General features: G+C 50.1%; 14 protein-coding genes. 12 read left to right on the forward strand and 2 right to left on the reverse strand.

All coding sequences use genetic code 11. The features are described 5' to 3' along the window. Positions 1-95 precede the first annotated feature (95 nt). Together ahr and RFN81_RS12875 are read right to left on the reverse strand one after the other, a co-directional pair. On the reverse strand, positions 96-1,115 hold the full coding sequence (gene ahr, locus RFN81_RS12870; protein ID WP_264496211.1) for an NADPH-dependent aldehyde reductase Ahr: 1,020 nt from the start codon (positions 1,113-1,115) through the stop codon (positions 96-98). A gap of 473 nt (positions 1,116-1,588) precedes the next feature. Beyond that, on the reverse strand, positions 1,589-1,993 hold the full coding sequence (locus RFN81_RS12875; RefSeq protein WP_264496212.1) for an H-NS family nucleoid-associated regulatory protein: 405 nt from the start codon (positions 1,991-1,993) through the stop codon (positions 1,589-1,591). 503 nt (positions 1,994-2,496) lie between these two features. Between RFN81_RS12875 and thiM the strand changes: the two genes are divergently transcribed. The 12 genes from thiM to RFN81_RS12935 all read left to right on the forward strand — a co-directional run bounded on the left by thiM (position 2,497) and on the right by RFN81_RS12935 (position 14,071). Beyond that, positions 2,497-3,291 carry a hydroxyethylthiazole kinase gene (gene thiM, locus RFN81_RS12880; protein ID WP_264496213.1) on the forward strand — a complete coding sequence of 265 codons (795 nt, stop codon included), beginning with the start codon at positions 2,497-2,499 and terminating at the stop codon, positions 3,289-3,291. Next, the gene (gene thiD, locus RFN81_RS12885; RefSeq protein ID WP_264496214.1) at positions 3,288-4,091 is read left to right on the forward strand and encodes a bifunctional hydroxymethylpyrimidine kinase/phosphomethylpyrimidine kinase; all 804 of its coding nucleotides are present in this window, start codon (positions 3,288-3,290) and stop codon (positions 4,089-4,091) included. Before thiM ends, thiD begins: the two co-directional genes overlap by 4 nt. A 385-nt stretch (positions 4,092-4,476) precedes the next feature. After that, positions 4,477-4,932, forward strand: a complete 456-nt coding sequence (locus tag RFN81_RS12890; protein ID WP_264496215.1) for a MarR family winged helix-turn-helix transcriptional regulator — start codon at positions 4,477-4,479, stop codon at positions 4,930-4,932. 35 nt (positions 4,933-4,967) lie between these two features. Continuing rightward, positions 4,968-5,717 (forward strand): SDR family NAD(P)-dependent oxidoreductase, encoded by a 750-nt coding sequence (locus RFN81_RS12895; RefSeq protein ID WP_264496216.1) that lies wholly within the window; start codon positions 4,968-4,970, stop codon positions 5,715-5,717. A gap of 473 nt (positions 5,718-6,190) precedes the next feature. Further along, on the forward strand, positions 6,191-6,796 hold the full coding sequence (locus RFN81_RS12900) for a tyrosine-type DNA invertase (protein WP_264496217.1): 606 nt from the start codon (positions 6,191-6,193) through the stop codon (positions 6,794-6,796). Between the two features lie 527 nt (positions 6,797-7,323). Further along, positions 7,324-7,929 (forward strand): tyrosine-type DNA invertase, encoded by a 606-nt coding sequence (locus RFN81_RS12905; RefSeq protein ID WP_264496218.1) that lies wholly within the window; start codon positions 7,324-7,326, stop codon positions 7,927-7,929. A 485-nt stretch (positions 7,930-8,414) separates the two neighbouring features. Next, a complete protein-coding gene (gene fimA / locus RFN81_RS12910) occupies positions 8,415-8,954 on the forward strand; it encodes a type 1 fimbrial major subunit FimA (RefSeq protein ID WP_264496219.1) in 540 nt (179 codons plus the stop codon). A gap of 71 nt (positions 8,955-9,025) precedes the next feature. Continuing rightward, complete coding sequence (locus tag RFN81_RS12915; RefSeq protein WP_264496220.1) at positions 9,026-9,565, forward strand: fimbrial protein; 540 nt, start codon at positions 9,026-9,028, stop codon at positions 9,563-9,565. A gap of 22 nt (positions 9,566-9,587) precedes the next feature. Further along, a complete protein-coding gene (locus tag RFN81_RS12920) occupies positions 9,588-10,313 on the forward strand; it encodes a fimbria/pilus periplasmic chaperone (RefSeq protein WP_264496221.1) in 726 nt (241 codons plus the stop codon). Positions 10,314-10,389: 76 nt separating this feature from the next. Continuing rightward, positions 10,390-13,017: a fimbrial biogenesis usher protein gene (locus RFN81_RS12925; protein ID WP_264496222.1), complete on the forward strand. Its 2,628-nt coding sequence runs from the start codon at positions 10,390-10,392 to the stop codon at positions 13,015-13,017. 10 nt (positions 13,018-13,027) lie between these two features. Beyond that, a complete protein-coding gene (locus RFN81_RS12930; RefSeq protein WP_264498968.1) occupies positions 13,028-13,555 on the forward strand; it encodes a fimbrial protein in 528 nt (175 codons plus the stop codon). A 12-nt stretch (positions 13,556-13,567) separates the two neighbouring features. Then, positions 13,568-14,071 (forward strand): fimbrial protein, encoded by a 504-nt coding sequence (locus RFN81_RS12935; protein WP_264496223.1) that lies wholly within the window; start codon positions 13,568-13,570, stop codon positions 14,069-14,071. Positions 14,072-14,074 lie beyond the last annotated feature (3 nt).

A 14,074-nucleotide genomic window follows, 5' to 3' on the forward strand; every position in this document is an offset into this window, starting at 1 on the left:
GCGACAAAATAACGTATACCTCAGGGCACAATCATCCTTCTCGACGTAGGATTGCCAAGGCTTAGAAACGCCCGATCGCTCAGGCGTTTTATCAATTAAAAATCGGCTTTCAAGACGACGCGGTAGCGGGACTTGCCGTCACGCACGTGCTGGAGGGCTTCGTTAATTTTCGACATCGGGAACAGCTCTATCTGCGGCTTCACGCTGGCGCGTGCAGCGAGCTTCATCAGGGAACGAAGCTCATGTGGCGAGCCGGTCGAGGAACCCGCAACGCTACGGTTGCCAGAGATAAGCGTAAAGGCTTGCACGTTGAATGGTTTCATCACCGCACCGACCGTGTGGAACTTCCCGTTATAGGCGAGCGCATTGAAGTAGGGTTGCCATTCCAGATCGACATTCACGGTATTGATGATGAGATCGAACTGCCCTGCCAGCGCGCTGAGCGCCTGAGGATCGCGACTGTTGACGACCTTATCAGCCCCCATCGCTAGCACTTCCTGTTCTTTAGACGGGTTAGAGCTGAACGCCGTAACCTCACAGCCCATTGCGTGCAGAAGCTTAATCGCGATATGACCCAGACCGCCAATACCAATCACGCCGACACGGCTGGTCGCCGTGATGTGGTGCATTAACAACGGTTTGAAAACGGTAATACCACCACATAGTAACGGGCCCGCGGATTCGATATCAATCGCATCAGGAAGTGGGATAACCCATTGCCAGTTTGCGCGGATTTTATTGGCAAAACCGCCTTTATTCAAAATTGTTGGCACTTTGTCTTCCTGACAATTGATTTGGTTACCGCTGATACAGGCATCGCAATGCCCGCAACTATGCGCTATCCAGCCGATACCGACACGTTGACCAATTTTTAACCCTTTGTTTTTCGCCGCGTTACCCAATGCGTGCACATGACCAACCACTTCATGCCCGGCAACCAATGGATAGCTTGATCTGCCCCACTCGTTGTCGATCATCGAAATATCGGAATGGCATATGCCGCAGTAATCAACCACGACTTCAACATCCTCCGCCTGCAATTCACCCGCATCAAACTCATATAGTTCCAGCGCTGCTCCTGCTTCCGGCGCGGCATAACTCTTGATTATCGTCATTACCATGTCCTCTGTTTGGATTTGATTAACAGTCTAAAGGGTTGTGCCATCGTTCTCTATATTACTCCGTATGTTTAAGTTTTCATTTTGTGTCAGGATGGATTTCGACTTGATCAGAAAACAATCAATCATAATTCTCGCTAAAGATGGCATATCAGCCACTTTTGGCTATTCAGAAACCACATTTGGGGAGAGTAAATTTATTGAACTCGCTGGCTGTAGGTAATTTTAGCGGGAACGGAGAAGTCAAAATCCCTTTAAGGGAATCTTTTAGATTTTTTAGCCACGTTGGATATCCGGCGAACATCTTGTCTTGCGAGTATTGGGGAAAGACGAGGAACCGCTACTGATGATTATTCAGTAACCGGTTCCACTATAATAAATGGCCTATATCAACGTGTATTCGCTGGATTATGCGCGAATATACTTCACCGCTCATCCGCTATGTTATTTCACTCTGGCCACGTTCCGCGTTATTTGATCTCGAAATCGGCCAAGGTTTTACCACCTTCAAGCGCCAGCGCGATGGCTTTTGGCGTCCGGCCCTGGCCCGTCCATAACTTTTCATTGCCGTTTTCGTCAATATATTTGTATTTGGCCGGACGAGGCGCACGTTTAGATTTTGCTGATTTAGTTGCGGAAACAGGCCCGAGTAGTTCAGCCGGATCGATACCATCTTCTAACAGTTTGGCGCGTAAAGCTTCAATTTTTGCCAGACGTTCAGCCTGTTCTTGTTGAATTTTTGTTTCTTCTTCACGGCGTTCTTCAACGATAACGGTGAGTTTTTCCAGCATTTCTTCCAGTGTTGCCAGATCGGTTTCCCGGGCCTGAGCGCGAAGGGAACGAATATTGTTTAATAATTTAAGTGCTTCACTCATGGAGTTTTTCCTAATAGTGGTACGGAACATTAATGAAATATATTGAAATCTGACACTCTCCGGTATGCAATTATATAGCAGTATAGACACAGAGGAAATAATAGAAAAGGAAAAATCGATGGAAGTGATAACAATAAAAAAGAATCGTCCCAATGGGGAATAATCTTTTTTCCACATCACTAAACTGTGATGAATAATACACTGTTACACTTGTGAGAGTTGATCTCCATCGATGCCGGCCTCGCACGATGCGAAGTGAGACATTCAGATATTAATGTACGAAGCTATGTGGTTCTTAGCGGGGTCGTGCTCAGCGGGCCAACATGAAGAAAAATAGCAATATCATGAAAACCAGTGCGCCTATATCTTATTGTTTTGATTTATCGACTTTATTGAACGTCATGCGATACTGTGTTTTCTGATCTGGATAATGCCAGCATAGGAAAGGAAGCCACGGTAGGCTCAATGGCTTATCGCTTTCTTTCACGCCGGTTAGGAGCATTATGAACACACCTTTCATTGATTTTTCTGCCGCTCAGGCTGCGCACGCATTGACTCAATTTCGTTCCGCCTCACCGTTAGTCCATTGCCTGACCAACGAGGTCGTGCAATCTTTTACTGCGAATGTGCTACTGGCGTTGAATGCATCACCAGCGATGGTGATCGATCCCGACGAAGCCGCCCAGTTTGGTCATGTGGCTAATGCACTGCTGATTAATGTCGGGACATTGGAACGCTCGCGCGCCGAGGCGATGCGAGCGGCTGTAAACAGCGTTAATCAGGCAGGAACGCCCTGGGTGCTCGATCCCGTTGCCGTGGGGGGGTTGCACTTTCGTACTGATTTTTGCCGGGAATTGCTGGCAAAAAAACCTGCGGCTATTCGCGGTAATGCTTCTGAAATCATGGCGCTGGCAGGGTTAGCCTCGCAAGGGCGAGGAGTGGACAGTGCCGATGATTCCCTCGCTGCGCTCCCTGCCGCCCGTAAACTGGCGCGGCAGATCGGGGGAGTGGTGGCAGTGACCGGTGTCGTAGATTATGTGACGGATGGCGAGCGCGATATTGCGGTCACCGGCGGCGACCCTATGATGACGCGTGTGGTAGGAACCGGGTGCGCGTTGTCGGCAGTGGTGGCGGGCTTTTGTTCTCTGAACGGCGATCGTTTATTTCTCGTCGCAGCAGCATGCTACATTATGGCGTTCGCCGGGCAGCAAGCAGCGAGGGCGTCATCAGGCACGGGGAGCTTTATTCCTCATTTTCTTGACAGGCTTTATACCCTGCGTGTGGAGGACCTAGCATGAAGCGTATTAATGCATTGACCATTGCGGGTACCGACCCAAGCGGTGGCGCGGGGATTCAGGCGGATTTAAAAACGTTTTCCGCACTGGGCGCTTACGGTACATCGGTGATTACCGCGCTGGTGGCGCAAAATACATGCGGTGTGCAATCTGTCTACCGGATCGCGCCGGATTTTGTCGCGGCGCAATTGGATTCGGTTCTGAGCGATGTGCGTATCGATAGCGCCAAGATTGGAATGTTGGCGCAGACGGATATTGTCGAGGCGGTTGCCGATCGCCTACGCCATTACGCCGTTCCTTTTGTTGTCTTAGACACCGTCATGCTGGCAAAGAGTGGCGATCCGCTACTTACGCCCGCCGCGGTAAAGTCGATTCGTCGTGAGCTACTACCGCTCGTGTCTCTGATCACGCCTAACCTGCCGGAGGCCGCTGCACTGTTGGATTGCTCACCCGCCCTCAGCGAGAAGGAAATGTGCGAACAAGGGGAAGCGTTACTGGCGATGGGTTGTCAGGCGGTATTAATGAAGGGAGGGCATCTAGGCGATGCAGAAAGCCCGGACTGGCTCTTCAGCCGAGAAGATGAACCGCAGCGTTTTAGTTCCCCGCGTGTGAATACGCGTCATACACACGGAACGGGCTGCACACTGTCTGCCGCATTGGCGGCGCTGCGACCGCGCAATGATAGCCTGAGCGAGACGGTTAAGGCGGCGAAAGCCTATTTGCAGCAGGCATTATTACAGGCCGACACGCTGGAGGTCGGGCGGGGTATCGGGCCTGTTCATCATTTCCATCACTGGTGGTAAATGTTGCCAATCTTGCATCATTCGTGCCGCACGGCAAAACACTTGTGTTTCAAATAGCACAGCGCGGGTCCGCGATCGGGCGGGATCCCGCCCTTTTATCGGAAAAGTGCGTCTTATCCGATCGCATCGATCTGAGTTTTATTGATCCTCAAACCCAGTGAATAGCAATAACACTATTTAATCACATTCCAGTTAATCACATTCCAGCAAGACCAAACCCACGCGATAAAGCTAACAACCAGAAGAGTTGATGAACGCCCACTCTGCATATAATTTCCATTCAGCAGCTATAATCCTTAAGAAACGAGAATAACTCTGCAATTTGATTTCCATTTGGAAACCAAATGTTGTTATGATCCGACTTTACAGTAAGAAGGACATCGGTATGTCTGAACGCATTGATTCATTAGAAACCGCGTTATCCAGATTACAGTGTGTGCTGGTAGCTCGTAGGGCTTACTACACACCAGAGAAGGTATCATGGCTGCAATATGACATTCTTGATATGTTGCGGTTAAACGGCCCAATGACCCCTTCCGTTATGAGCGAATGTTTGGGTGTCACTCGGACAAGCATGTCAAAATCGTTGAGAATGCTGAAAGATCTGAGTTTCATCACGCAAGATCAAGATGGCGTAGATCGCCGGGAACAGAGAACGACGATTTCTGCGTCTGGCAAGGACTTCTTATCGCGCGCGACTACCGGGCATCATGATATGGCAAAACTCGTTATGGAAACATTAACGCCAGGGGAACAAGCCATTTATACCGAATTGTGTCATAAAGTCGCTCGTGCTCTTTCTCTTCGAGAAGCTTATCCCTACGGTAAAAGCAAAGAATAAACCGAGTGATATTCTTCTATCTAAGGAAACGAATAATGAACTTCGAAAAAAAAGTAGCAATAATAACGGGCAGCACCCATGGTATTGGTGAAACTATCGCTGAAGTCCTATATGAAAAAGGGGCGAGTGTGATCATTGCATCAAGAAATAAAGAACTATCAGAAAGAAAGGCTTACCAATTAGATAAAACAGGGCAAAAAACGCTGGGCATCGAATGTGATGTGTCTGATCCTCTATCGGTAGAACGCATGATTGAATGCGTAATGAAAAAATTCGGCGTATTACATTTCGCCGTTAACAATGCAGGGATCACTGGCGCACATAATAAAAATATACCGGATCAATGCATTGATGACTGGAACAGGGTGATCAACACCAGCTTGAGTAGTGTATTCTATTGCTTAAAATATGAGATACCTGCAATGTTACAAAGCGGCGGCGGCTCGATAGTTAATCTTTCCGCGGTTAATGGATTGGTGGGTATCGCCGGCCTTGCCCCCTATACCGTTGCCAAGCATGGTGTAATAGGATTAACGCAATCAGCCGCTCTCGAATTTGCTGATAAAGGAATACGCGTAAATGCTATTGCCCCAGGGTATGTTGATACGCCAAGGATGAGAGAAATACCTGAAAACGTATATAACCAATTTAGCCATAGTCATCCCATGAAGCGTCTAGCCACAAGACGTGAGGTGGCAAATTTCGTTTCTTTCTTATTGTCAGATATGGCGAGCTTTTGTACCGGTAGCGTATACCCTATCGATGGTGGTTATTTGGCGCAGTAATACAATAAGAGCCTATCCCAGTAGGTGTCATTAGCGCAGTCAGTTTGGTCACGGACAGCGCGCAGAAACCGGAGCGTACACGGAGTCCGTGAGGATTTCGAGCACTGCCCAGGGCCATAATGGGATAGGTTCTCAGTTCTTTCCTTACTTATCGAGATAAGTATTTTTTATAGTTAACCCGCTTGTCTCGCGTTCTTTTTTGTCTGCTAACGCTTGCTGCATTTATCTACTATCTACACCTTCCCTGAAAGCCACACAACCAACATTATATTTATTAACAATCTCATAACTTATGGGAAGGTATTCCTATAAATCGGTTTTTGCAATCGGCAACATTTCTGTATTCTTAGCGTAGCCAGAGTAAGGATTAACCCCACGATAAGACACATCGTATAATGTATAACAAGCATTGAAAAATCGACTGATATAATAACACCAAATAAACCATAATTTATATTTTAAAAAGGAAAATAATGAAAATTAATACTGCTGCGAAGAAAAGGAAGTTCATGACCCAAAGTGAAATTGAGTCACTGCTAAAGGCTGCAAATGTTGGGCCACACGCTGCGCGTAATTATTGCCTGATATTGGTATGCTTTATTCACGGATTACGGGCCAGTGAAATATGCCGCTTACGAATTTCAGATATCGACCTTGAGTCAAGGTGTATTTATATTCATCGTCTCAAAAAGGGATTCTCAACGACCCATCCGCTGTTGAATAAAGAGATCCGCGCTTTAAAGCGTTGGCTGAAAATTCGCATATCCTACCCTCATTCCACGAGTGAATGGCTTTTTTTATCGCAAAAAGGCAACCCACTTTCGCGTCAGCAGTTTTATCACATCATTTCCGCTTCCGGCGGAATTGCCAAATTATCGCTTGAGATCCATCCGCATATGCTACGCCACTCCTGTGGATTCGCCTTAGCCAATATGGGCATTGATACCCGGCTTATTCAGGATTATCTCGGACACCGCAATATCCGTCATACCGTCTGGTACACGGCGAGCAATGCTGGCCGCTTTTATGGTATTTGGAATAACACAAGAGATATGCAGCGTAACGATATTTTTTCATGAATTACACCACGCCACGGATGGCGTATCCGTAGACTCGCCTCGTCCTGGTACATTAATAAATATTAACCATTCTCTAAATGCACCTATTGTCAGTTTAGATCCCACTTTGATTGAAAGTTATACAAATAACGTCGGAATCGGTTCTGCGTCTATTGTTCCTGCAAGTAATCATTTCCTTCGTAACACCCCAAAAAACCGCATAAATAATAAGGCAATTGATTTCTTAATAGTCTCGTTAACCTATTCAGCGCTATATTCCTCGATTAAAATCTAATCATGATTAATTTTTCTTTTAATTCTATATACCTAACGTGAATGTCTGCGATATTCTATTGTGATATTGAATAAAACCGATAAAAATAAGATTTATGGCATAGAAATATTTTTACTATATGTAACAGTAATATAATTATATTAGGGTGATTCCCCCTATCTATAATCCGCCTTATCGCGGAAGATTATTTTTAAGAACCCTGAAGTTTTCTTTCTGGGGTTTGCTGCCATCAAACGTATTTCAGGAGCATATTGTGAGTCGACGTCGTTTTCTTACTGCTAAAGAGGTTCAGGCCATGATGTTGGCCGCACGCCATGGGGCAACCGGGGAGCGGGACTATTGCCTTATCTTACTGGCGTTTCGCCACGGTATGCGCATCAGTGAACTTCTTGATCTGCACTATCGGGACCTGGACCTCAACGAGGGACGAATCCATGTTCGGCGCTTAAAAAACGGTTTTTCTACGATCCATCCGTTGCGCTTTGATGAACGAGAAGCGATCGAGCGCTGGAGCCAGGAACGTGCAAGCTGGAAAGCCGCAGAAAAAACGGATGCGGTTTTTATCTCTCGTCGTGGTACGTCACTTTCTCGTCAGCAAGCCTGGCGAATTATCTGTACCGCGGGTAAGGACGCAGGAACCGTCACGCATACGCATCCGCATATGTTGCGCCATGCATGCGGCTATGAACTTGCGGAAAGGGGCACCGATACACGGTTGATTCAAGACTATCTTGGCCACCGCAATATTCGCCACACGGTGCGTTACACCGCCAGTAATGCCGCACGTTTTGCCGGGTTATGGGAAAGAAATAATCTATTGGATGAAACGTTACAAAGCTCAAAAAGTCGAAATAAATAACTATCTGATATTAAACAGTTTTTTTTGAAAAAATGGGTCAATTGGGGCCAAACTGTCTACATCATAAAAATTTTTTGTAATCTTTTGCAACTCATAACTTCATTTTTTGTAAAAAAACATGATTACCTGTTTATAATCAATTAATTATCCTTAACTCCCGTCTCTTTCATCTCAACATCACTGCCAGCTTATGACTCTCCCGTAACACGCTTAATAACTGGTTTCATACTCTTTTCACCGAAAAACATCAGAACTTAAACAACAAAAAAATCACATTTAAAGAATAAAAAACCAAAAATAAAACAAATAATCAAAATATAAGCACAAACCACCAATGAGTCAAAATGGCCCCAATTGTTTCATTTGTTGGGCAAAAACTGTGCAGAACCGGCAGTCGAACTATTCGGCAGAAATACGGAATGCCTTAAGGCACAACGACTGCCAATTACGGTTCGTAATATCGACAATGTTTAAAGGAAAACGACATGAAAATCAAAACACTGGCAATCGTTGTTCTGTCAGCCCTATCCCTGAGCTCTGCCGCGCTGGCCGAGACGGTTAATGGCGGTACGGTGCACTTTAAAGGAGAAATCGTCAACGCCGCATGTGCAGTAGATGCCGGTTCTGTCGACCAAACCGTTCAGTTAGGTCAGGTTCGTTCGGCAAAACTGGCTACTGCGGGTAGCACCAGCACTGCCGTCGGTTTCAATATTCAACTGAATGATTGCGATACCACCGTTGCCACTAAAGCTTCTGTGGCTTTCTCCGGCACCTCGATTGATGCCACCAATACCTCGGTATTGGCGCTGCAAAGCTCAGCGGCGGGCGGTGCGACTAACGTAGGCGTGCAAATCCTTGACAGCACAGGCACGCCGCTGGTGCTGGACGGCGCAACCTTCAGCACGGCAGCCACCCTGAACGATGGCACTAACACTATCCCATTCCAGGCTCGTTACTATGCCATCGGCGCGGCGACAGCCGGTACGGCCAACGCCGACGCCACCTTTAAAGTGCAATACGAATAATACCTTCATCAGGCACGGAGGCTCATCGGGCAGGGATAGCCCGTTATTCGAATCGGACTGGGGTGATGACAATGAAAAGGATGAAGTCAGGTCTGTTGATGTTTTTGCTACCGTCGCTGGTATTCGCCGGTAATCGGTGGAATAGCACGCTACCCGGCGGAAATATGCGCTTTCAAGGCGTCATTATTGCCGAGTCCTGCCGGGTTGAAGCAGGAGATCGTCAGATGACCGTCCGTATGGGGCAAATCAGCAGCAATCGGTTTCATTCAGCTGGGGAAGATATCCACCCGGTGCCTTTCGATATTCACCTGCAGGAGTGCAGCACCGCAGTCAGTCAGCGGGTAGGCGTGACGTTTCACGGCGTCGCCGACGGTAAAAACCCGGACGTGCTCTCCGTTGGCGAGGGGCCAGGGATCGCTACCGGCGTTGGCGTGGCGTTGTTTGATAAAGAAGATCGCCTAATCCCACTAAACAGCCCACCCACCGCTTGGACAAGGTTATATACCGGGCCAACCACGCTGCACTTTGTGGCGAAATACCGGGCGACGGGGTATCCGGTCACTGGAGGAGCAGCCAACGCGCAAGCCTGGTTCTCCCTGACCTACCAGTAATGAGTGAATACAGGAAAAGACGGTGAGCATAAAAGGGGTAAACGTGAGAAAAGCACTGGCGATAACACGCGGAATACTAACCGCAGCCTGCATGATAGCCGCTATCGGATTTACCGCTCGCGCCGACGCAGGCGTAGCGCTAGGCGCCACCCGCGTCATCTATCCTGCCGGACAGAAGCAAGTTCAGTTGGCGGTCACCAACAACGATGACAATAGCACCTTCCTGATCCAATCATGGGTAGAAAATGCCGATGGCGTAAAAGACGGACGTTTCGTTATCACGCCGCCGCTGTTTGCTATGCAGGGAAAAAAAGAGAGTACGTTGCGTATTCTCGACGCCAGCAATAATCAGCTACCGCAGGATCGGGAAACCCTGTTCTGGATGAACGTGAAAGCGATACCGTCGATGGATAAAGCGAAACTCAGCGACAACACGCTGCAACTGGCGATTATCAGTCGTATCAAGCTCTATTATCGCCCAGCCAAACTGGCGCTGCCGCCAGACCAGGCAGCAGAAAAACTGAAGTTTCGTCGCAGCGCGGGCGCACTTACCCTGATTAACCCCACACCGTATTACTTAACCGTTACTGAACTTAACGCCGGTACCAGGGTGCTAGACAATGCGTTGGTTCCCCCAATGGGTGAAACCACTGTCACGTTGCCGTCCGATGCCGGAAACGAGATTACGTACCGGACGATTAACGACTACGGCGCACTCACCCCACGCATGAAGGGTGCAACCCAATAATGACCTAGGGGGAGTCCATGTACTCCCCTGAAATAATTGAGAATCGACAGCCGGGCAACTTCGGACCGGAGGGACTATGTCACACCTGAAATATGGACTCGGCCGTTTGGGCTTTCAGCGTACCGATTTACGATCGGCGCGCATTATCGCCCTAACCCCATTGGCTTTTTTATTTGCTTCATCGGTCTTTTCCGCGCAGGCGGAACTCTATTTTAACCCGCGCTTTCTGGCCGATGACCCCAACGCCGTTGCGGATCTGTCTAGTTTTGAAAAAGGTCTGGAGTTACCGCCGGGCACCTATCGCGCGGATATTTATCTTAATAACGGTTACATAACCACACGCGATATCACGTTTAATGCCGGTGAAGATGGCCGCGGCTTGACCCCCTGCCTGACACGCGCTCAGCTCGCCAGCATGGGGGTTAACACGCCCGTCATCGCCGGAATGAATACGCTGGCGGCTGAAGCCTGCGTACCGTTAACCGAGATGATCACAGACGCGACCGTACGCTTCGATGTGGGACAGCAGCGGCTCTATCTCACCGTGCCCCAGGCGTTTATGGGAAACACGGCGCGCGGTTATATTCCGCCTGAGCGCTGGGACCGCGGTATTAATGCCGCGCTACTGAATTACAACTTTACCGGCAACAATGTGCATAACAACATCGGCGGCAGCAGCAACTACGCCTACCTAAACCTGCAAAGCGGGCTAAACCTTGGCGCATGGCGTCTGCGTGATAATACGACCTGGAGCTACAGCAGTAATGGTCGCGCCTCGAACAACGAAAATAAATGGCAACACATTAACACTTGGCTGGAACGCGATATCACACCGCTCCGCTCGCGTTTGACGCTCGGTGACAGCTATACCAACGGTGATGTTTTCGACGGCATTAACTTTCGCGGCGCGCAATTAGCTTCCGATGACAATATGCTACCGGATAGCCAGAAGGGTTTTGCCCCGGTGATTAACGGCATCGCTCGCGGCACCGCTCAGGTCTCCGTCAAACAGAATGGCTATGAGATCTACCACAGTACAGTGCCGCCCGGCCCTTTTACGATCAACGATCTTTATGCCGCCGGTAACGGCGGGGATCTTCAAGTGACCATCAGAGAGGCTGACGGCAGCAGCCAGGTGTTCACCGTCCCTTATTCATCCGTCCCGGTACTACAACGCGAAGGCCATACCCGCTATGCCGTCACGGCGGGGGAATATCGCAGCGGTAGTCATCAGCAGCAAAATCCGAGGTTCTTCCAAAGCACGCTGCTGCATGGGCTTCCGGCGGGTTGGACACTCTACGGCGGCACCCAACTGGCGAACCGTTACCGCGCGTTTAATTTCGGTATCGGGAAAAACATGGGTGAGTTGGGCGCACTGTCACTGGACGTGACGCAGGCCAACGCCAAACTGCCCGACGACAGTGAACACCAGGGGCAATCGATCCGTTTTCTGTATAACAAATCGCTTAATGAGACTGGCACCAATATCCAACTGGTGGGATATCGCTACTCCACTCGCGGCTATTTTAGCTTCGCCGATACGGCCTATAACCGGATGAGCGGCTACCACGTCGAAACCCAGGACGGCATAATAGAAGTGAAGCCGAAGTTCACCGACTACTACAATCTCGCCTACAACAAACGTGGCAAAGTACAGCTTAGCGTAACTCAACAGCTCGGACGTACCGCCACGTTCTATCTGAGCGGCAGCCACCAAACCTACTGGGACACCAGTAAATCAGACCAGCAGTTACAGGCCGGGCTGAATACCGCCATTGACGACATTAACTGGACGCTGAGCTACAGCCTGACTAAAAACGCCTGGCAACAGGGGCGCGATCAGATGCTGGCAATTAACGTCAATATCCCCTTTAGCCATTGGATGCGTTCCGACAGTAAATCGGCCTGGCGACACGCCAGCGCCAGCTACAGTATGTCGAACGATCTGAATGGGCGCATGAGCAACCTGGCAGGCCTGTACGGAACGCTGCTGGAGGACAACAACCTCAGCTATAGCGTGCAATCCGGCTATGCCGGCGGCGGAACGGGCTCCAGCGGCGGCACCGGCTATACCGCACTGAACTATCGCGGCGGCTACGGCAATGCCAACGTGGGCTACAGCCGTAGCGATGGCATTAAGCAATTGTACTACGGCCTAAGCGGCGGCGTGCTGGCCCACGCCGACGGCATCACGCTCAGCCAGCCGCTGAATGACACCGTGGTACTGATCAAAGCCCCTGGGGCTGAGAATGTAAAAGTAGAAAACCAGACGGGCGTTCGTACCGACTGGCGTGGCTACGCCGTACTGCCCTTCGCTACCGAGTATCGGGAAAACCGCGTTGCGCTTGATACCAACAGCCTTGCCGACAATGTCGATCTGGATGATACCGTCGCCACCGTCGTCCCGACCCACGGCGCGATTGTCCGGGCAGAATTTAAGGCGCGCGTCGGACTCAAGCTACTCATGACGCTCACCCACAACGGTAAACCGGTTCCCTTCGGCGCGACGGCTAGCTCGGCTGACGGCCAGACTGGCAGTATTGTCGCCGATAACGGACAGGTCTATCTAAGCGGAATGCCATTGGCAGGCAAGGTCCGGGTGAAGTGGGGAGAGGGGCCGAACGCCAACTGCGTGGCGGATTATCGTCTTCCTCCAGAAAGCCAGAACCAGGCACTGAGCCAGTTGTCGGCAGCGTGCCGCTAAGGAAGCCATGATGAGAAAAACCCTTTGTCTACTGAGCGCGTTAACGTTGCCCGTTGCCAGCGCTGCCAACGCCGCAGACAGTACTATCACCATTAGCGGCTACGTCCGAGATAACGCCTGCGCTGTCGCGGGCGAGTCGAAAGACTTTACCGTTGACCTGATGAAAAATGCCGCCAGGCAGTTCCATGCGATTGGGGCTACTACGCCCGCCGTGCCTTTTCGCATCGTGTTGTCACCGTGCGGCACCTCGGCCACGGCCGTGAAGGTAGGCTTTATTGGCGTAGCTGACAGCATCAATAGCAGCCTGTTAAAACTCGACGCTGGCGCGTTAACGGCGTCGGGAATGGGCGTGCAAATCCTGGATGCCCAGCAGGCGATGCTACCCCTTAACGCCCCCGCCTCTGCAATCTCGTGGACCACGCTGATGCCAGGCCAGACTAACACGCTAAATTTCTATGCCCGCCTGATGGCGACCCAAATACCGGTCACCGCGGGACAGGTTAACGCAACCGCAACATTCACTCTTGAGTTTCAGTAACCGGAGGCTGTGATGAAATGGACCCCTATCGGGTGGCTTCTGGCATTAACCTTCGCCGCGTCCTCGACGACGTTGCAAGCCGCAGATGTCACTATCACCGTACTCGGCAAAGTCGTGGCGAAGCCGTGCACGATTTCCACCACCAACGCCACCGTGAATCTTGGCAATCTGAATACCTTTAGTCTGGTATCCGCCGGATCCGCTTCGTCCTGGCACAACGTGGCGCTCGATCTCCGCAACTGCCCGGTCGGCACCACACAGATCAATGCCAGCTTCAGCGGTACGGCGGACGCGACCGGCTACTACCAAAACCAAGGGACAGCCGGAAATATCCAGTTAGAACTTCAGGATAGCGACGGAACGACGTTGAACACGGGAACGAGCAAATCGGTACAGGTCGATGATTCAACGCAGTCCGCCCACTTCCCGCTACGTGTCAGAGCCTTAACCGTCAACGGCGGCGCCACCCAGGGAACCATTCAGGCGGTGATTAACGTCACCTACACCTACGCCTGACGC

It is taken from the genome of Pectobacterium cacticida, assembly GCF_036885195.1.
In the GTDB taxonomy this organism is placed as follows: Bacteria; Pseudomonadota; Gammaproteobacteria; order Enterobacterales; family Enterobacteriaceae; genus Pectobacterium; species Pectobacterium cacticida.

Coding starts and splice junctions, on each gene's coding strand:
- ahr (WP_264496211.1), bottom strand. CDS start 1,115: ATGACGATAATCAAGAGTTATGCCGCGCCGGAAGCAGGAGCAGCGCTG.
- RFN81_RS12875 (WP_264496212.1), bottom strand. CDS start 1,993: ATGAGTGAAGCACTTAAATTATTAAACAATATTCGTTCCCTTCGCGCT.
- thiM (WP_264496213.1), top strand. CDS start 2,497: ATGAACACACCTTTCATTGATTTTTCTGCCGCTCAGGCTGCGCACGCA.
- thiD (WP_264496214.1), top strand. CDS start 3,288: ATGAAGCGTATTAATGCATTGACCATTGCGGGTACCGACCCAAGCGGT.
- RFN81_RS12890 (WP_264496215.1), top strand. CDS start 4,477: ATGTCTGAACGCATTGATTCATTAGAAACCGCGTTATCCAGATTACAG.
- RFN81_RS12895 (WP_264496216.1), top strand. CDS start 4,968: ATGAACTTCGAAAAAAAAGTAGCAATAATAACGGGCAGCACCCATGGT.
- RFN81_RS12900 (WP_264496217.1), top strand. CDS start 6,191: ATGAAAATTAATACTGCTGCGAAGAAAAGGAAGTTCATGACCCAAAGT.
- fimA (WP_264496219.1), top strand. CDS start 8,415: ATGAAAATCAAAACACTGGCAATCGTTGTTCTGTCAGCCCTATCCCTG.
- RFN81_RS12915 (WP_264496220.1), top strand. CDS start 9,026: ATGAAAAGGATGAAGTCAGGTCTGTTGATGTTTTTGCTACCGTCGCTG.
- RFN81_RS12925 (WP_264496222.1), top strand. CDS start 10,390: ATGTCACACCTGAAATATGGACTCGGCCGTTTGGGCTTTCAGCGTACC.
- RFN81_RS12930 (WP_264498968.1), top strand. CDS start 13,028: ATGAGAAAAACCCTTTGTCTACTGAGCGCGTTAACGTTGCCCGTTGCC.
- RFN81_RS12935 (WP_264496223.1), top strand. CDS start 13,568: ATGAAATGGACCCCTATCGGGTGGCTTCTGGCATTAACCTTCGCCGCG.